The sequence below is a fragment of the Rhodococcus sp. NPDC056960 genome, from assembly GCF_042674125.1.
GTDB lineage: Bacteria > Actinomycetota > Actinomycetes > Mycobacteriales > Mycobacteriaceae > Rhodococcus_F.
The window spans coordinates 1-18,523 of sequence record NZ_JBHURF010000062.1 but is presented as its reverse complement, the minus strand read 5'-3'; the positions used below and the strand labels follow the sequence as shown (position 1 = coordinate 18,523).

The 18,523-nt window shown below is 68.4% G+C and carries 14 protein-coding genes; 13 read left to right on the top strand and 1 reads right to left on the bottom strand.

The features are described 5' to 3' along the window. The first annotated feature begins 125 nt into the window (after window positions 1-125). From ACFTWF_RS44270 to ACFTWF_RS44250, 5 genes are all read left to right on the top strand, one after another. Window positions 126-878: a hypothetical protein gene (locus tag ACFTWF_RS44270; RefSeq protein ID WP_378467395.1), complete on the top strand. Its 753-nt coding sequence runs from the start codon at window positions 126-128 to the stop codon at window positions 876-878. 108 nt (window positions 879-986) lie between these two features. Next, window positions 987-1,310 (top strand): ferredoxin, encoded by a 324-nt coding sequence (gene fdxA / locus ACFTWF_RS44265; RefSeq protein WP_005239185.1) that lies wholly within the window; start codon window positions 987-989, stop codon window positions 1,308-1,310. 2 nt (window positions 1,311-1,312) lie between these two features. Then, window positions 1,313-2,413 carry a succinyldiaminopimelate transaminase gene (gene dapC, locus ACFTWF_RS44260; RefSeq protein ID WP_378467394.1) on the top strand — a complete coding sequence of 367 codons (1,101 nt, stop codon included), beginning with the start codon at window positions 1,313-1,315 and terminating at the stop codon, window positions 2,411-2,413. Window positions 2,414-2,458: 45 nt separating this feature from the next. Then, window positions 2,459-3,337: a hypothetical protein gene (locus tag ACFTWF_RS44255; protein WP_378467393.1), complete on the top strand. Its 879-nt coding sequence runs from the start codon at window positions 2,459-2,461 to the stop codon at window positions 3,335-3,337. 53 nt (window positions 3,338-3,390) lie between these two features. Continuing rightward, window positions 3,391-3,804 (top strand): PPOX class F420-dependent oxidoreductase, encoded by a 414-nt coding sequence (locus tag ACFTWF_RS44250; RefSeq protein ID WP_378467392.1) that lies wholly within the window; start codon window positions 3,391-3,393, stop codon window positions 3,802-3,804. Window positions 3,805-3,811: 7 nt separating this feature from the next. On the opposite strand, the gene ACFTWF_RS44245 is transcribed toward ACFTWF_RS44250, so the two are convergent. Further along, the gene (locus tag ACFTWF_RS44245) at window positions 3,812-4,384 is read right to left on the bottom strand and encodes a hypothetical protein (RefSeq protein ID WP_378467391.1); all 573 of its coding nucleotides are present in this window, start codon (window positions 4,382-4,384) and stop codon (window positions 3,812-3,814) included. Window positions 4,385-4,563: 179 nt separating this feature from the next. On the opposite strand from ACFTWF_RS44245, the gene pruA reads away from it, so the two are divergent. The 8 genes from pruA to ACFTWF_RS44205 form a co-directional block, all read left to right on the top strand. Next, complete coding sequence (gene pruA / locus ACFTWF_RS44240; RefSeq protein WP_378467390.1) at window positions 4,564-6,204, top strand: L-glutamate gamma-semialdehyde dehydrogenase; 1,641 nt, start codon at window positions 4,564-4,566, stop codon at window positions 6,202-6,204. Next, window positions 6,201-7,178, top strand: a complete 978-nt coding sequence (locus ACFTWF_RS44235; protein ID WP_378467389.1) for a proline dehydrogenase family protein — start codon at window positions 6,201-6,203, stop codon at window positions 7,176-7,178. The genes pruA and ACFTWF_RS44235 overlap by 4 nt, the downstream gene beginning before the upstream one ends. 45 nt (window positions 7,179-7,223) lie before the next feature. Further along, window positions 7,224-7,883: a rhomboid family intramembrane serine protease gene (locus tag ACFTWF_RS44230; protein WP_378467388.1), complete on the top strand. Its 660-nt coding sequence runs from the start codon at window positions 7,224-7,226 to the stop codon at window positions 7,881-7,883. Between the two features lie 13 nt (window positions 7,884-7,896). Then, on the top strand, window positions 7,897-9,297 hold the full coding sequence (locus tag ACFTWF_RS44225) for an acyl-CoA synthetase (protein WP_378467387.1): 1,401 nt from the start codon (window positions 7,897-7,899) through the stop codon (window positions 9,295-9,297). A gap of 52 nt (window positions 9,298-9,349) precedes the next feature. Further along, entirely contained in the window at window positions 9,350-10,390 is a 1,041-nt protein-coding gene (locus ACFTWF_RS44220) for an NADP-dependent oxidoreductase (RefSeq protein WP_378467386.1), read from the top strand. 166 nt (window positions 10,391-10,556) lie between these two features. Further along, on the top strand, window positions 10,557-11,807 hold the full coding sequence (locus ACFTWF_RS44215; RefSeq protein WP_378467385.1) for a PucR family transcriptional regulator: 1,251 nt from the start codon (window positions 10,557-10,559) through the stop codon (window positions 11,805-11,807). A 123-nt stretch (window positions 11,808-11,930) separates the two neighbouring features. After that, on the top strand, window positions 11,931-13,577 hold the full coding sequence (locus tag ACFTWF_RS44210; protein ID WP_378467396.1) for a hypothetical protein: 1,647 nt from the start codon (window positions 11,931-11,933) through the stop codon (window positions 13,575-13,577). 155 nt (window positions 13,578-13,732) lie between these two features. After that, the coding region (locus ACFTWF_RS44205; protein WP_378467384.1) for an amino acid adenylation domain-containing protein at window positions 13,733-18,523 on the top strand (4,791 nt) is incomplete at its 3' end.

Below are 18,523 nucleotides of genomic sequence, written 5' to 3'. Positions count from 1 at the left end.
GCGGGATCCGAGCACGGATCGGAGAAGACCGTCGCCGAGTTGCGGGCCATCGCCGAGGGCATCGGCCGACCCGCCCGCGAACGCACCACCACCCACGCACGACGCGAGGGAAGGTCGCCGGCCGCATGAGCGAGACGGATCGCCTCGGCGACCACACGGTCGTCACCATCCTGGATCGTGCGGCGCGGGGCATCAACCCGGTTCTCGATCTCGCCCTGACGGATCCGTTCGGCATCAAGGCTCGGACGTTCGGCCCGACAGCGGAGGAGCGAGGCGCCGTGGAGGCGCTGCTCGACGGCATCGCCTGGATCCTCGACACCATCCAGGTTCCCGGGACGGCGTCGTGGGACGAGGCGGGCGACGAGGAGCGGGCGCGGTGGTGGGTAACGCGGATCGGTGCCGTCAACACGCTCGCAGTCGCGTTCCCGGGCATGTTCGGTGTGCTCCTCAACCGGCTTCCGATCCAGGACGTGCTGGGCTTCGCGAACCAGGCCGTCGTGCTCGTCGCCGTGGCCCGGGAGCATGGGGTGACGAAACGGTCCGATCAGGTGGATCTGCTGGCGTCCGTGCTCTGCGCTCGGGAGACGGACGCGCGGGCCGTGCTCGCCGGCGCCGGGGACGAGGAGCCGGTGCGGCGCCCGTTCCCGCTGATCGATGTCCTGTGGCGCACTGCCCGCACGGTGCGCGCACTCGGCAACGAACTCGACGCGCGTCCGCAACCGGGCCCGACGTTCGCGCTGCTCGGGAACATCCCGGTGATCGGTGTCGTGGCCGGGTATCTCGGCGAACGGGGCGCGCTGGCGAGAGCCGCGAAACAGGGCGAGAAGTGGATCGCGTCCCGGGTAGCGCTTCCCGCAGCGATGCGCGTGGTCAGGTAACCCTCACCGCGGAGAGGTCGACCGGGCAGGCGATAATAGGGTCTTCCGCGGGGTACAAGCGGCCCGTACCTCGTGCTAACTCGTGTCAGAAAGGCAGGAAGAGCGGCAGTGCCCTACACGATTGCTGAACCGTGCGTGGATGTGTTGGACAAGGCGTGTATCGAGGAATGCCCTGTCGACTGCATCTACGAGGGCGGGCGGATGCTCTACATCCATCCCGATGAATGCGTGGACTGCGGCGCCTGTGAACCCGTCTGCCCCGTCGAAGCCATCTTCTACGAAGACGACGTCCCGGAACAGTGGAACGGCTACATCGCCGCGAACGTCGACTTCTTCGACGACCTCGGTTCCCCCGGCGGCGCGGCCAAGCTGGGCAAGGTCGACTACGACCCGCCCTTCGTCAAGGCTCTGCCTCCCATGGGCGAGGACTAGATGTGCCTCGTATCTCGGTAGCCAAAGCTCTTCCCGACTTCCCGTGGGACTCACTCGAGTCGGCGAAGGCGAAAGCCTTCGCACACCCGGGCGGCATCGTCAACCTGTCGGTGGGGACCCCGGTCGATCCTGTCGCCCCGATCATTCAGGAGGCGCTGACCGCGGTCGCCGCGGCGCCCGGATACCCGACGACGCACGGCACGGACGAACTCCGTGACGCGGCGGTCGAGGCCCTGCGCCGCCGCTTCGGGATCACCGGAATCGATCCGGCGGCGGTGCTCCCCGCGATCGGCACGAAGGAGCTCATCGCCTGGCTGCCGCGCCTGCTGGGTCTCGGCGCCGAGGACCTCGTCGTCATTCCGGAGCTGGCGTACCCCACGTACGAAGTGGGTGCGCTCCTCGCCGGGGCGAGGGTGCTGCGCGCCGACGGACTCAACCGGCTCGGGCCCGAGAGCGCGTCGCTGATCTTCGTGAACTCGCCGTCCAACCCCACCGGCAAGGTGCTCGGCCTCGAGCATCTGCGCAAGGTCGTCGACTGGGCGCGCACCCGGGGCGCCATCGTGGCGTCCGACGAGTGCTACCTGGGGTTGACCTGGGAGGGCGAGGCGCTGTCCATCCTCGACGAGCGGGTGAACGACGGCGACCTCACCGGCCTCCTCGCGGTGCACTCGCTGTCCAAGACATCCAATCTCGCGAGCTACCGTGCGGGATTCGTCACAGGTGACCCGGCGTTGGTGGCCGAACTTCTCGAGGTCCGCAAGCACGCGGGCATGATGGTGCCGTTGCCGATCCAGTCGGCGATGACCGCTGCGCTCCGTGACGACGACCACGAGAACGAGCAACACGAGCGGTACCGTCGCCGCCGCGAGATCCTTCTCGCCGCGGTCCGGGGCGCCGGGTTCACCGTCGACAACTCCGAGGCCGGGCTGTACCTGTGGGCCACCCGCGGCGAAGCCTGCCGGGACACCGTCGACTGGTTCGCCGACCGTGGCATCCTCGTGGCACCGGGGGAGTTCTACGGCCCCGGAGGCGGCACTCACGTGCGCATCGCGCTCACGGCCAGCGACGAACGGATCGCGGCCGCGGCCGAACGACTGGTCTGAGCGGAGTCGGCCCGGCGCGGGTAGCCGCGGTGTCAGGATTGTGCGGTGACCCTCGACGACGTCGCCGACGAGCTGTACGGCCTCGACCCCGGTGAGTTCGTGGAGGCCCGCACCGCGCGGGTGGCGGCGGCACGGGAGAACAAGGACCGTGCGCTGGCCACCGAGATCGGGAAGCTGCGGAAGCCGACGGTCGTGGGCTGGCTCGTCAACCTGCTCGCCCGTGAGCTGCCCGACGAGGTCGATGCCCTCCTCGCCCTCGGCGAGGCACTCCGCGACGCGCAACGGCACCTGTCCGGGCCGGACCTGCGGCGGCTGACGACGCAACGGCAGCAGGTGGTCCGCGCGTTGGCGCGCAAAGCCGGTGAACTCGCCGCGGAGCGCGACCGGACCGTCGGGGAGGACGCCCTGCGCGACGTCGGCCAGACGCTGCACGCCGCCCTCGCCGACGCCGAGACCGCCGACCAGGTGCGACGCGGCCGGGTGGTGACCGCGGCGACCTACAGCGGGTTCGGTCCGGCCGGACTCGCCGTCGTCCGGGGCAAACCCGCGAAGAAGCAGCCGAAGTCCGAACCCGCCCCCACACCACCGGCCGACAAACCGAAGAAATCGCAGAAGCGTGATCTCGAGGCTGAACGCGCTGCGGCCGAGGCGGAACTGGCCGACGCCACGTCCGGGGCCGACGAGGCCCGCGGCGCGCTGGACGACGCGAACACCGAACTCGCGCAGGCCCGATCCACGCTGACCGAGATCGACCACAGGATCGAGGAACTGCGCGCCGAACTCGACCACGCGGAGCAGGAGCGGCAGTTCACCCGGAACGCGGAGAAGGCCGCGGCGGAGGCGGTGCACCGGGGAGAACGCGAACTGGAGGCGGCGGAGCGGCGGGTCGAGGCGGCCCGGCACGCACTCGACGATCTCGGCTGAGAAGAGTGCCCGACCCTTGACCTCGAGCGCAGTTCAGGTTCTACCCTCACCTCATGTCCTTTACCGAGCAGGAACTCGACTACCTGGCCTCACAGCGCATCGGCAGGCTCGCCACGATGCAACCGAGCGGAACCTTGCAGGTCAGTCCCGTCGGCTTCCACTACAACCCCGACACGTCCACGATCGACATCCAGGGCTACAACATGGCGGCGAGCCGGAAATTCCGCAACGTCGCCGACAACGGGAAGGTGGCATTCGTCGTCGACGACGTGCCGTCCGTCGACCCGTGGCGGGTCCGGTGCGTCGAAATACGCGGGCGCGCCGAGGCTCTCGGCGCCGAGGCCGCCCAGTCGAACGGACTCGGCGGCCCGACCATCCGCATCCACCCCGAGCGGATCATCAGCTTCGGCCTCGGCGCCACCGACCAGGACGTCCACCAACTCGTCTCGAACGCCCGCGACGTGTAGCAGCGGACTACGCGATGTCCGGCGAGTAGCCGGCCGCGAGCACGGCGACGGTGGACGGCGGCGTCAGAACGGTGGCCGTCCCGGACGGACGCGCCGACGGTGTCCCGTATCCGTCTTCCGACCACGGGACGACGGTCTCGTCCAGCACGACAGTGGGTTCGCCGTCGACCAGGGTGAACGTGCCGTACGGCAACGACGACCACGCGGCCTCGTGGGTGCGCCGACGGGAGCCGTCGAGTCGTTCCGCGTGCAACCGGGCGTCCATCTCGTCCGCGCTCGGCAGTCCGCCGCCGTCGGCCCTCTGCCAGGCGGCGCGAAAGTCGTTGTACCGCGCGCGCCTGCAGAGGGCGCACGGTCGGTGCCCCGCCGCGAGCGCCACCGCCTCGTCGTGGAAGAACAGCACCGTGTAGTGCCCCTCGCTCCACTGCGCCACCGTGCGGGCGGGGTAGTCGGTGACGCAGATGATCCACCGTCTGCCTGCATGGTTGCGCACGACGGTGTGCCCGCGGTGCAGGCAGCCCCGGTTGCCCATGAACCGGCCGCGGAGTGGAATCGCGACGATGTCGGATCGGGGTGACACACGATTCCGTTCGGGCATGTGGCCGATGGTAGCCATCCCGCCGGCGCGTCAAAACCGGATGGGGACCCCCGGGCAGCGCTAACCTGGGCTCGAGGGTTCCGTCCGGACGGGTGTCCCCGTCCACACCTGCGGTTCCCGGTCACAGTTCCTCACGATCTGAGGGCAGGAGGCAGGCAGCAATGGACGCCATCACCCAGGTTCCGGTGCCCACCAACGAGCCGGTCCACACGTACGCGCCGGGCAGTCCCGAACGTTCCCGAGTGCAGTCCGCACTCGCCGACATCGGCACCAATCCGGTCGACATCCCGCACGTGATCGGAGGGAAACACCGGCACGGCAACGGCGACCGCGTCGACGTCGTCCAGCCCCACCGGCACTCCGCCGTGCTCGGCACGCTGCGCAGCGCCACCCACGACGACGCATCGGCGGCGGTCGAGGCCGCGTCGGCGGCGGCACCGCACTGGCGGGCGCTCTCGTTCGACGACCGGGCCGCGGTGATCCTGCGCGCCGCCGACCTGCTGTCGGGGCCCTGGCGCGAAACGCTCGCCGCGGCGACGATGCTCGGCCAGTCGAAATCGGTCCAGCAGGCGGAGATCGACGCGCCGTGCGAGCTGATCGACTTCTGGCGCTTCAACGTTCACTTCGCACGTCAGATCCTCGCCGAGCAGCCGATCTCCTCGCCCGGCGTGTGGAACCGGCTGGAATACCGGCCGCTCGAGGGCTTCGTCTACGCGATCACCCCGTTCAACTTCAGCGCGATCGCCGGCAATCTGCCGACCGCGCCGGCGCTGATGGGGAACACGGTGATCTGGAAGCCGTCGTCGACGCAGACCGTTGCCGCGTACTGGACGATGAAGCTGCTCGAGGCCGCGGGACTGCCTCCCGGTGTGATCAACCTGCTCACCGGTAGCGGGCAGGTGGTGTCGGAGGTCCTCCTGAACGATCCGCGCCTCGCCGGTATCCACTTCACGGGGTCGACCCGCACGTTCCAGCACCTGTGGAGCGAGGTGGGCGCGAACATCGGGAAGTACGCCGGCTACCCGCGGCTGGTGGGGGAGACCGGCGGCAAGGACTTCGTGGTCGCGCACGCCTCGGCCGACGAGGACGTGCTGCGGACGGCGCTGATCCGCGGTGCGTTCGAGTACCAGGGGCAGAAATGTTCGGCCGCCTCCCGCGCATACGTCCCGAAGTCGTTGTGGCGGAGGATGCGCGACACGTTCACCGCGGAAGTCGACGCCCTCACCTACGGCGACGTGTCCGATCTGGAGAACTTCGGCGGTGCGCTCATCGACCGGCGCGCGTACGACAAGAACGTCGCGGCCATCGAACGCGCCCGCGGCACCGCAGGCCTCGAGATCGCCGTCGGCGGCAAATACGACGACAGCGTCGGGTACTTCGTCCGGCCCACCGTCCTGCTGGCCGACGACCCCACCGACGAGGCGATGACCACCGAGTACTTCGGTCCGATCCTCACGGTGCACGTCTACGACGACGCCGCCCCGAACGCGTTCGCCGACGTGCTCGCCCGCGTCGACTCGGCGGCGCCGTACGCGCTGACCGGTGCGGTGATCGCCGACGACCGCCGGGCCGTCGAACAGGCCACGTCGGCGCTCCGGTACACCGCCGGAAACTTCTACGTCAACGACAAGCCCACCGGTGCCGTCGTCGGGCAGCAGCCGTTCGGCGGCGCCCGTGCGTCGGGCACCAACGACAAGGCCGGGTCCAAGCTCAACCTGCTGCGGTGGGTGTCGGCCCGCACCATCAAGGAGACGTTCGTCCCCGCCACCGACTACCGCTATCCGCACATGGGGTCGCAATGAAAGCGCCCACCGTCCTGGCGAATCCGCTGCGCCCGGCGATCCTCGCGGCCGCCCGGTCGTCCCGCGTCAAGCGTGCGGTCACCGGCGCCCCCGTCACCCGGCGACTGGTCGACCGTTTCGTCGCCGGGGACAGCAGGGACACGGCGCTGGTGTCGGTCCGGGAGATCCTCGACTCGGGCCGGTCGGTGTCCATCGACTTCCTCGGGGAGGACACCCGGGACGCGGCGGGCGCGCAGACGACCGTGGACGAGTACCTGGCGCTCGTCGCCGACCTCGGTGCCCTCCCCGAAGCGGCGGAAGGGAAATCGGCTGTTCGCCGGCTCGAGGTGTCGATGAAGCTGTCGGCGCTGGGGCAGTCGCTGGCCGGCGACGGCCGCCGGATCGCCACCGACAACGCGCGCACGATCTGCGCCGCCGCGGACGCAGCGGGCGTGTGGGTCACCGTGGACGCCGAGGACCACAAAACCACCGATTCGACACTCGCGATCGTGCGGGACCTCCGCACCGAATTCCCGTGGCTCGGTGCCGTCGTGCAGTCCTATCTGCGCCGCACCGAGAACGACTGCCGCACCCTCGCCGGCGCCGGTTCGAGGGTCCGGTTGTGCAAGGGGGCGTACCGGGAACCCGAATCGGTCGCATTCAAGGACCGCGCCGCCGTCGACGCGTCGTACCTGCGGTGCCTCGAGATCCTCATGGACGGGGCCGGTTACCCGATGGTGGCCTCACACGATCCCGCCGTGATCGACGCGGTCGCCCCCCTGGTCGAGCGCACGGGCCGCGCCGCGGACGCGTACGAACACCAGATGCTGTTCGGGATCCGCGACCTCGAGCAACGTCGGCTCGCCAACGAGGACAAGCAGGTTCGGGTGTACGTGCCGTACGGCAGCCAGTGGTACGCGTACTTCATGCGGCGACTGGCCGAGCGTCCCTCGAACCTGCGCTTCTTCCTCCGTTCGGTGGTCACGCGGGACTGAACGCCGATCGGTTCCGGTGGGGGATCGCCGTTGTAAGGTTTCGCGGTGACGACTTCGGGCGACGGATGGACCAGTGCGGTCCTCTTCACCGTCGTTCTCGTGCTCGCCACGCTGCTCGCATCGACCCGGATCGGAGAGGTCCGGCTCAGTCGTCCGCCGCGCACCGCGGTGGTGTTGTGGCTGCTGATCGCCGTGCCGTCGCTACTGCAGATCGTGCTGCCCGCCGTCCTCGACGCCCTCGAACGGGACCCCACCCAGATCCGGGACCACCAGTGGTGGCGGATCGTCACGTCGGTGGCGGTGCAGGACGGCGGACTCGCCGGCACGGTGGTGAACCTGCTCGTGCTCGCCTGGGTGGCGCCGCTCGCGGTCCGGGTCTGGGGCGGCATCCGCGCCGTTCTGCTGTTCGTGGCGAGCCAGATCATCTTCGGCTTGTTCACCGCCTTTCTGTTTCCGTCGCCGGGGGCAGGCAATTCGGGTGCCACCCTCGCGCTGGCCGCGTCCCTCGCCGGTCTGGTCGTGATGCAGTCCCAGGAAAGGCGCGCCCTCGCCGCGAGCGGCGGCATCGTGCTCGCCGGCGTCCTGCTGGTGACGATCGACGACGCGCACGGGCTGGCGGTTCTGACCGGGGCCCTGCTGGGGGCGGCACTGGCCACCGTCAGTCCGCCGCCGGGAGACCTCGAGGGCCGCGTCCGCGCTCTGTGAGAGGCTATGCGATGTGCTGCTGCGATCACTGAATCCTCTGGCCATCGCCCGGGGCGACGACATTCCCGACGCCATCCGGATCGGCGACGCCACCCTGTCGCGCGGCGACGTGCTCGGTGCGGCGACGTCCGTGGCCGAGCGGGTGGCACGCGCGGATCGGGTGGCGATTCTCGCCACCCCCACCGTCACCACCGTCCTCGCGGTCGTGGGATGCCTCATCGCGGGTGTGACCGCGGTGCCGGTGCCGCCCGATTCCGGTCCGGCCGAACTCGAACACATCCTGCGCGATTCGGGTGCGCAGGCGTGGCTGGGCGAGGCGCCGCCGGATCCGGCGGGGCTGCCGGTCGTTCCGGTCCGCGTCCACGCCCGGTCGTGGCACAGCTACCCCGAACCGCCCGAGTCGAGCATCGCGTTCGTGCTCTACACCTCCGGCACCACGGGACCGCCCAAGGGGGTCCTGATCAGCAGGAAGGCCATCGCCGCCGGCCTCGACGCCCTCGTGGACGCCTGGCAGTGGACCGGTAACGACACTCTGGTGCAAGGACTTCCGCTGTTCCACATCCACGGGCTCATCCTCGGTGTGCTGGGACCGTTGCGGATCGGCAGCAGGCTCGTCCACACGGTCAAACCCACCCCGGCGGCCTATGCCGCGGCGCGGGGAACGATGTACTTCGGTGTCCCCACGGTGTGGAGTCGCATCGCCGGTGATCCCGAATCGGCGCGGGCGCTGTCGGGTGCGCGACTGCTGGTGTCGGGCAGCGCCCCGCTGCCCGTCCCGGTGTTCGAGAAGGTGCAGGAGCTGACCGGGCTGGCACTCGTCGAGCGATACGGCATGAGCGAGACGATGCTCACGCTCAGCACCCGGGCCGACGGCGAGCGTCGCCCGGGGTGGGTCGGTGTGCCGGTCCGCGGTGTCGAGACCCGGCTGCGCGACGAGGCCGGACGGGACGTTCCGCACGACGGCGAGTCGATCGGCGGGCTGCAGGTGCGGGGGCCGATGCTCTTCGACGGCTACCTCGGCAGGCCCGACGCGACCGCCGAGTCCTTTACGGACGACGGCTTCTTCAAGACCGGCGACGTGGCCGTCATCGACCCGCAGGGATTCCACCGCATCGTCGGCCGCGAATCCACGGACCTCATCAAGTCGGGCGGATTCCGGGTCGGGGCGGGGGAGGTGGAGACGTCGCTGCTCGGTCACCCGAGCGTGCGGGAAGCGGCCGTGGTCGGCGTCCCCGACCCGGACCTCGGCCAGCGGCTCGTGGCGTTCGTCGTGGGGGAGAACGTCTCGGAGACCGAGCTGATCGAGCACGTGGCCACCGAACTGTCGGTGCACAAGCGCCCCCGCGAGATCCGCGTGGTCGAGACGCTTCCGCGTAACGCGATGGGCAAGGTGCAGAAGAAGCAACTGTTCTGACGTCGGTAGGGTGGCTAAAGATACCGGCCCGACACGGATTGGCAGGCGCACAGTGAGTGTGGAGAGCATCGTTCAGAGCACCCGGATCGTCCTCGCGTCGCGGCCGGACGGTGCGCCGACCGCCGACAACTTCCGGTTGGAGGCCGTCAACCTGCCCGAGCCCGGCGAGGGCCAGGTTTTGATCCGCGTCATCTACCTGTCTCTCGACCCCTACATGCGCGGCCGGATGAGTGACGCCGAGTCCTACGCCGACCCGGTCGAGATCGGCGAGGTCATGGTCGGTGGGACCGTCGGGCAGGTCGTCGACTCGCGGCACCCGGATTTCGCCACCGGTGACTACGTTCTCGCGTACGCGGGCTGGCAGTCGCATGCGGTGGTCGACGGCAACCAGCTCCGCAGACTCGACCCTGCCGCCGCGCCGTTGTCGACCGCGGTCGGGGTCCTCGGCATGCCCGGATTCACCGCCTACTCCGGCCTGCTGAAGATCGGGCAACCGAAGGCGGGCGAGACGGTCGTCGTCGCGGCGGCCAGCGGTCCGGTCGGTTCGGCCGTGGGACAGATCGCGAAACGGAAGGGTGCCCGGGCCGTCGGGATCGCGGGTGGCCCCGAGAAGTGCACCTACCTGCTGGACGAACTCGGATTCGACGCCGCCGTCGACCACCGGTCCGCGAACTTCGCCGAGGAACTGCGCGCGGCGTGCCCCGACGGCATCGACGTGTACTTCGAGAACGTCGGCGGCGCGGTGGCGGCGGCGGTGCTGCCGCTGCTCAACCTGTACGCGCGCGTTCCCGTGTGCGGCCTCATCGCACAGTACAACGACACCGGGGCACCCGAGGGCCCGGATCGGCTGCCCGGATTCTTCAGCCGGGTGCTCGTCAAGAGCCTCACGATCCGCGGATTCATCCAGCACGAGTTCGTCTCCGAGATGTACGCCGACTTCCAGCGCGACGTGTCCGAGTGGATCGGGGAGGGGCGCTTCGCCTACCGCGAGGACATCGTCGACGGGATCGAGAATGCGCCGGCGGCGTTCATCGGCCTGCTCCGGGGCAGCAATTTCGGCAAGCTCGTCGTCCGGGTCGCCGAGGAGAACTGACCGGGCGCACGACCCCACCGGAACGGCCTTCCCGTCGATCGCCGTATCCGCCCTGGACAGAGCGTCGTCGTGATACAACGGTGACAGAAGCGAACCCTCGTTATGTGTACGTGATGTCGATGGCGCGAGAGTTCGGTGTCATCCACACACGGGAGCGATGAGAACTATGACGAATCACAGTTCGGGGGCGGGCTCGCAGATCCTCGTCGACGGCAGGCCCGCGTCCGCCCCGCTCCGCGACACCGTGACGGTGGCTCAGAAGCTCGTCCGCCACTTCGCCGACAACGTGACCCCGTGCGGTTCGCTTCCCGGCGAACAATTGCAGAGCGACGTCATGGATTTCACCGTGGTCTGCCTCGGCCTCGGCATCCAGATGCTCGACGAGGGCATCAGCCCGACGGACGCGGACCTCGCGGAGGTGCGCAACAGTTCCGCGCGCTGGGCGCGCGACGGATTCCCGCTGACACTCGTGCTCCGGATCCTCCACGAAGGCATCCGGGAGGCCGGCGACCTCGTGGCGTCGAATGCCCGGACCGAGGACCTCCCCGAACTGCTGGCCATCCAGAAGGTGATGTTCAGCCTGCTCGAATGCGTGACGGTCGCCGCCACCACCAGCTACGTGGAGGAACTCGAGGCCGTCAACAGTGAACGTGACGGCGCCGCGGTCAACCTCGTCACCGCGCTGCTCAGCGGGCGGAAGGCGGCGACCGCGGCCCGGCACGCGGGAGTGGAACTGGCCGACGAGTACGTCGTGCTCGGACTGTCGATACCCGCGCATCCCACGGAGGCGGTGACCCACCGGCGGAAGACCGTCGTCGCCCGGCAGAAGCTGCGGCGGTTGCAGATCGAACTGGCGGACGCCTCGGGTGGGGCGGCCCTGTGTTCGCTGAGCCCGGACGGCGGAACGCTGTTGCTCCCGGGCGCGCCCGAGCGGGCGTGGATGATCTCGCTGCTCGACCGCATCGGCGCGGCGGCCGGAGTTCCTCTCACCGCCACCGCGACCCGGGTGCACACCGCTGCGATCCCGGCGGCGGCGGAGCAGGTCCACGAACTCCTCGATCTGGCCGATCAACTCGCACTGGCGCCGGGCCTCTACGAGATGGACGATCTGGCACTCGAATACCAGCTCACCCGTCCCGGGCCCGGACGGACCCACCTGGCGCGGCTCCTCGAACCGCTTCAGGGCTCACCCGAACTGATCGAAACTCTCGAGGTACACATCGGGCACGACCTCAACCGGCAACGCACCGCGAAGAAGATGCATCTGCACACCAACACGGTGGACTACCGACTCAAACGGGTGGCGCAGCTGACGGGCTGCGACCCGACCCGCCCGTCCGGGTTGCGGCAGATCCAGGCGGCGCTCGTGGCTCGCCGGCTCGAGGTCGCGCACACCGAGCGTTGGAGGTTTCCCTGATCCGGACGCCCGGCGCCGGCGCAGCCTCGTACGCTGCACCGTTCGCTACGATGTGGGCCGGATCGTATCGGGTCCAGGTGCGTATTCGGTCGTGTCGCGACCGAAATGTCAGAGAGGCAGGCGATGGCCGGAGGGCGTCATTCGAGCGCGCACCAGGAGCGGTCCGGTCGTTCGCCCGCCTTCTACGCGGTGTGCGCCGCCATCGTGATCGGGCTGGTGGCCTCCGTGGTCGTCGTCGTCCAGGCGGTGCGCTCCTGGGCCGACGAATGTGATCAGATCACCGACTACACGCTCGCCGCCGACCCGAGCATCGTCCCCGCCCTCGACCGGATTCTCGGCGGCGCGAAGGACACCGACCTGAGCTGTGCGAACGTCACGGTCGGCGCCGCGACGTCCGGCGATATCGCGGGACGACTGGGGAAGGGCACCGACGCCCCGGACCTGTGGATCCCCGACTCCGGTGCCTGGGTCGGCAAGGCGGCACTCACCGCGGCCGGTCCGATCGAGGTGATGACCGGGTCGATCGCGTCCTCGCCTGTCGTCCTGGCGTCGCGCGAGGAGGATGCGCCGACGTCGCCGACGTGGCTCGCCGCCCTCCAGATCAAGGACATCCAGCTGGGAAATCCCCTCGTGACCGGTGTCGCGCAGGCCCCGATCAACGCCGCGCTCGCCGAGGGGCAGGCCGATCCCGTGTCCGCGGGAACGGTGCGGGCCGTGCTGGTCCCGCTCGCGCAGGAGGAGAGCGCGCGGACCGCGGACGAGCCTATCGGCGAGGACATGCTGCAGGGCGTCGTCGACCGCGGCGGGGTCGCCGTGGCCACCGAGCAATCCGTGCTCGAGTTCTCCGACGGTGACGGCGCGCGCACGATCGTCGCGACGGTGCCGCCGAGCGGCAGCAACTTCATGAACTTCCCTCTCGTGGTCACCGCCCCCGCCCCCGATCGGCATTACCGGGCGACGCAGGTGGCCCGTGCCGTGACCGGTGTCCTCAGCGGCGAGGACGCGCGCGGCGTCCTCGCCGACCACGGGTTCCGCGGTCCGGACGGGAGTCCACTGCCGGACGGCCGCGGCGTCGGCAAGACCACCAAGCTCGCGCTCGAGGACGAATCGGCGCTGCAGGACGCGCTCGGCGGATGGGCGCTGATGGCACTTCCCATCCGCACACTCGTCGCGATCGACGTCTCGGGCTCGATGGAGATGCGCGAAGGCAACCGGTCCCGCATGGACCTCACGGTCGACGCGGCCCTCGCCGGCAATGCGATGTTCCCGGACAGCGTGTCGGCGGGACTGTGGGCGTTCTCGCAGGGGCTGGGCGGGGGACCGCAGGACTACAAGGAGATGGTCCCGATCCGCCGCTACGACACCGTGGTCGACGGTGTTACGCAGCGTCAGCTGATGGCGCAGCAGGCGACCAAGGTGGAAGGGCTCATCGGCGGTGGCACCGGCCTGTACGACACGACGCTCGCCGCGTTCCGGACAGTTCAGGAGACGTACGATCCGCGCGCTGTGAACAGTGTGATCATCCTGACCGACGGCGCCAATGAGGACCCGGACTCCATCACCAGGGATCAGCTGATGAGCATCCTGCAGCGGGAGATGGATCCGGCGCGGCCGGTCATCATCGTGACGATCGGGATCACCGACGACGCCGACGCGGCCACGCTCGCCGAGATCTCCCGGGTGACGGGAGGGTCGAGCTACGTCGCCAAGGATCCCGCCGACATCGCGAACGTGTTCGTCAACGCGTTGGCGGCTCGCGGGCAGCGCTAGGGAAACTCGGAGTCGGTCGCGGTCACCATCCGCACGCTCGGACGCTGCGGCAGCGACGAATCGGCAGTTGAGGACACCGCGGCGGCGTAAACTTGGCGGGACTGATCGCTGTCGCCGCATGGCGCACTCCCTACGGCCGTTCGTGAGGGCAGATCATGGTCGCGATGGACTCCTTACGGGTCTCGTCCGCCCAGGAGGCGCTCTGGCTGGCGCAGAAATTAGCGCCTGGTCTGTCGAACAATATTGCAGCGTATCTCGACATTTCCGGCGACATCGACCCTCCGGTGATGGAGGCCGCACTGCGGCGAGTGGCGCAGGAGGCGCGCTCGGTACTGGTGAATTTCGTCGAGGACGACGACGGCCCCCGGCAGGTCGTGCGGGACTCGAACTCGTGGTTGCCGTTCTTCATCGACGTCAGTGAAGAGGCAGACCCCGAATCGGCGGCGAAAGCGTCGATCGCAGAGGTCGGCGCCGTGCCCTTCGACCTGGAACGGGATGCGCTGTATCGAGCGGGCTTGATCAAGGTTCACGGCGCGCGATTCTTCCTGTGCGCCGTGTGCCACCACATCGTCATGGACGGGTTCGGCGTCGCCATTCTTGCCAGTCGAATCGGCGAAATCTACACAGCGTTGAAGATGGGAAGACCGATTCCCGAATCCGGATTCGGCGGACCGGAGTTGATCGTCGACGAAGATGCCCGCTATCGGCGGTCCGATCGATTCACCCGCGACAAAGAGTTCTGGCGAAACTACACCGCCGCCCTGCCTGACCCACTTCGACTACCGCGGCATCCGAGTTCGCCGGTTCCCGTGACTTTGCATCACAGCCTGACGATGCAGGAGGACGAGACCGCCCAATTGCTGACGGCGGCAGAGACGATCGGGATCCCGCTGCCGGGTTTCCTGGCAGCGGCGGTGGCCGGACTCTTCCATCGTCTGTCGGGCATGTCGGAATTCATGATGCGATTGGCCGTTGCCAACAGGGTCGGTGCCGCCCGACGAACACCGGGGTTGGTGTCGAACGCGGTGCCCTTCCGGGTGGAGATCCCACCGCGGACGCTTTTCGCCGCAGCCGCACACGGCGTGGGCACCTCGATTCGATCAGTCCTGCGTCATTCCCGTTACCAGGGGTCTGATATCAGAAGAGACAGAGGATTGTCCGGATCCGTGGAGAACCGGTTCGGTCCGATTCTGAATATCATTCCGTTCTTCGATGCGATCGACTTTGCAGGCAATCCGGCATCCATGCGCGGTGTGTCGTTCGGCCCCGTGGACGACCTCTCGATCTCGATCTACTACGGCGGTCGGGGCAGCGCCGGCATGCACATCGAGATCGATGCGAACGGTGCTCTGTACAGCAACGAGGATGTGAGGCTCTACGCAGATCTGCTGATGGCTTTCGTCCGTGCGGTCGTCGCCGATCCAACGGGCAGGACAGAGGAACACGACTTCCTCCGACCCACCGAACGCGAACTGGTCCTGCGAACCTGGAACGACACCGAAGTGCCGGTTCCCCCGGTCACCCTTGCCGACCTGGTCGAACAGCGGGTCGCCGCGACGCCCGACGCGGTGGCGCTCACCCTCGGCGATCGGCACTGGACATATCGAGACGTCAATGGTCGGGCGAATCGGTTGGCGCGGTATCTCATCGCGCGCGGTGTGGGACCGGAATCCATTGTCGCAGTCGCGATGCAACGCTCCGCCGAGTTGATCGTCGCGCTCCTCGCGACTCTCAAGGCCGGTGGCGGGTATCTTCCGATCGATCCGAACTATCCCAGTGCGCGAACCGCTTTCATTCTCAGCGATGCCGGCCCCCTGCTGATTCTGACCGATACCGCGACCGCGGCATCGCTGCCGGACAACGACATTCCCGGTCTCGTGTTGGACGGCGCAGACACCGAGGGCATGTCGGCCGTGATCAACCCCGTCGACGATGACCGGATCGCCCCGCTGCGACCGGGCAATACCGCATACGTCATGTATACGTCCGGTTCGACCGGAACCCCGAAAGGGGTCGTCATCAGTCACCACAACGTGGTGTCGTTGTTTGCCGGGACCGATCGGCGGTGCGGTTTCGGAGCCGGGGATGTGTGGGCGTGGTGTCATTCGCAAGCCTTCGACTTCTCGGTGTGGGAGTTGTGGGGGGCATTGGTGCACGGCGGACGGGTGGTGATCGTTCCCTGGGAAGTGGTGCGCTCGCCCGCCGAGTTGTGGTCGCTGGTGCGGCGGGAGCAGGTGACGATCCTCAATCAGACGCCGTCCGCGTTCTACGAGCTCGCAGATGCCCACCGCGAGGACGATTCCCCGGGGACCGATTCGGTGCTGCGCATGGTGGTGTTCGGAGGAGAAGCGTTGGACCCGGGCCGGCTGCGCGCCTGGTTCCGTGGCGAACGTCCGAACCCTCCGATTCTGGTGAACATGTACGGAATCACCGAGACCACGGTGCATGTGAGCTATCTGGAGTTGACTTCAGGCGACGCCGACGGCGGACGAAGCCCGATCGGGACTCCTATCGGTAACGTGCGGGTTTTCGTGTTAGGGCCGGGATTGGTGCCGGTGCCGATAGGTGCGGCGGGGGAGTTGTATGTCGCCGGGTTCGGGGTGGGCCGAGGATATGTGGGCAGGCCCGGGTTGACGGCGGAACGGTTCGTAGCCTGCCCGTTCGGAGAACCCGGTTCGCGGATGTACCGCTCCGGCGACGTGGTGCGGTGGACGTCCGAAGGCGTGCTCGATTTCGTCGGACGCGGGGACGAGCAGGTGAACGTGCGGGGATTCCGGGTCGAGCCGGGGGAGGTCGAGTCGGCATTGAGGTCGCATCCTGCGGTCGCGCAGGCGGCGGTGATCGCCCGCGAACCCCCGGCCGCCGAACGTTCGGACGGGGACGCCGGAACCGATACGCAGCTGGTGGGGTATGTGGTGCTGGACAGGGGTGTTCCGCTCGAGCGTGACGGGGCACGGGAGTCCGAGCTGGTTTCGCAGTGGCGGCGGGTTTACGACGACCTGTACTCCAGGGACGCGTCCCATGCCGGTGAGCAGCTGAACCCGACAGCGTTCGGGGAGGATTTCGGGGGGTGGAACAGCAGCTACACCGGGAAACCCATTCCCCTCGAGCACATGCGGGAATGGCGCGCGGCGGCCGTGGCACGGATTCTCGAGCTCGGCCCGGCTCGGGTGCTGGAGATCGGAGTCGGGACAGGATTGGTGCTGTCGCAATTGGCGCCGATCTGTGAGGAATATTGGGCCACGGATTTTTCCGCTCCTACGATCGACGCTCTGCGATCGCGGTTGGCGGATCGGAAGGACCCATGGGTCGATCGGGTGCACCTGCGGGTCCAGGCCGCCGACGACCTCGGGGGTGTTCCGCACGGCGTCGTCGACACCGTGGTGCTGAACTCGGTCGTGCAGTACTTCCCGAACGCGGGGTACCTGATCGATGTGATCGGCGCAGCACTCCAATTGCTGCGCCCCGGGGGCGTGCTGTTTCTCGGTGACGTGCGGAATCTTGCGTTGCTCCGGGAATTCGCGACCGGCGTACAGATCGCCCGTGCAGATGCCGACACGACTGCCATGGTGATACGCGACCGGGTGCGCCGGGGAATTGCGGCCGAGAAGGAATTGCTGCTCGCGCCGGAGTTCTTCACCGCGTTGCCGTCGCTGCTCCCCGACATCGGTGCCGTCGACATTCAACTCGAGCGCCTCCGGGCAGTCAACGAATTGAGTTGTTACAGGTACCAAGTCGTGCTGCGCAAGAATCCCGTGAAAGTCCGGTCGCTGGCTGATGTGCCATCGATGTCGTGGCAGCGATTCGGCGATCCCACCGCACTGCGGACGTTCCTGACGGGCCGGCGTCCGGACAGTGTGCGGGTGATCGGCGTGCCGCACGCGGGGCTGGCGCCTGATGTCGATGCCACACGCGCTCTCGACGTTGCCGGCGACCGCGATCACGTCCCCATCCTGCGTGACGCGGACTGGCGGACTGACGCGATGTTGCCGCAGGATTGTCACGACATCGGTGACGACCTCGGATTCGCGGTGTCGGTGACCTGGTCGCCGACACCGGGCCTGCTGGACGTGATCTTCACCGACGTCACGACTCGGCCGCATGATGCGCAGGCGTCGGTCGCGGTGTCTGACGTCTACCTGCCGAACGGTCCGCTCGGTGACATGAGCGCGTACGTCAACGACCCCGGTGCAAGCAGACTGTCGTCCGAGGTTCGCCACTTCGTGGCCGGCCGACTGCCCGAATTCATGGTGCCCGCGGCGGTGGTGGTGCTGGATCGGTTGCCGTTGACCGTGAACGGCAAGCTCGATCGGAAGGCGTTGCCGGCGCCGGAGTTCAATGGCGGCGTGTTTCGGGCCCCTCGCTCACCAGCGGAGGAGACGCTGGCGTCGCTCTACGGTGACGTGCTCGGTCTTCCGCGGGTGGGGATCGACGACAGTTTCTTCGACCTGGGTGGCCATTCTCTGTCCGCGACGCGGTTGGTGGGATTGATCCGCATCGCGCTGGGGGTGGAGGTTCCGATCCGGGTGGTGTTCGAATCCCCGTCGGTCGCGGAGTTGGCACCTCGACTACGCGAGGCGGCGGTGGCGAGGGTGCCATTGCTCCCGCGTGCGCGGCCCGCTCGGGTGCCGTTGTCGTTTGCGCAGGCGCGGTTGTGGTTCCTGTTCCGGTTGGAGGGGCCGTCGGCGACGTACAACATTCCGGTGGCGGTGCGGTTGACCGGTGCCCTGGACACCGGAGCGGTGGCCGCGGGGGTCGGGGATGTGGTGGCTCGGCACGAGAGTTTGCGGACGGTGTTCGGCGAGGATGACGGGGTGCCGTTTCAGCGGGTTCTCCCTGCGGAGGATGCCCCGTTTTCGTTGCAGACGAGAAGGGTCGACTCGGGTGGGTTGCGGGGTGCCATTGCGGAGGCGGCGGGATATCGGTTCGATCTGTCGGTCGAGATT

Coding starts and splice junctions, on each gene's coding strand:
- ACFTWF_RS44270 (WP_378467395.1), top strand. CDS start 126: ATGAGCGAGACGGATCGCCTCGGCGACCACACGGTCGTCACCATCCTG.
- ACFTWF_RS44250 (WP_378467392.1), top strand. CDS start 3,391: ATGTCCTTTACCGAGCAGGAACTCGACTACCTGGCCTCACAGCGCATC.
- pruA (WP_378467390.1), top strand. CDS start 4,564: ATGGACGCCATCACCCAGGTTCCGGTGCCCACCAACGAGCCGGTCCAC.
- ACFTWF_RS44235 (WP_378467389.1), top strand. CDS start 6,201: ATGAAAGCGCCCACCGTCCTGGCGAATCCGCTGCGCCCGGCGATCCTC.
- ACFTWF_RS44215 (WP_378467385.1), top strand. CDS start 10,557: ATGACGAATCACAGTTCGGGGGCGGGCTCGCAGATCCTCGTCGACGGC.
- ACFTWF_RS44210 (WP_378467396.1), top strand. CDS start 11,931: ATGGCCGGAGGGCGTCATTCGAGCGCGCACCAGGAGCGGTCCGGTCGT.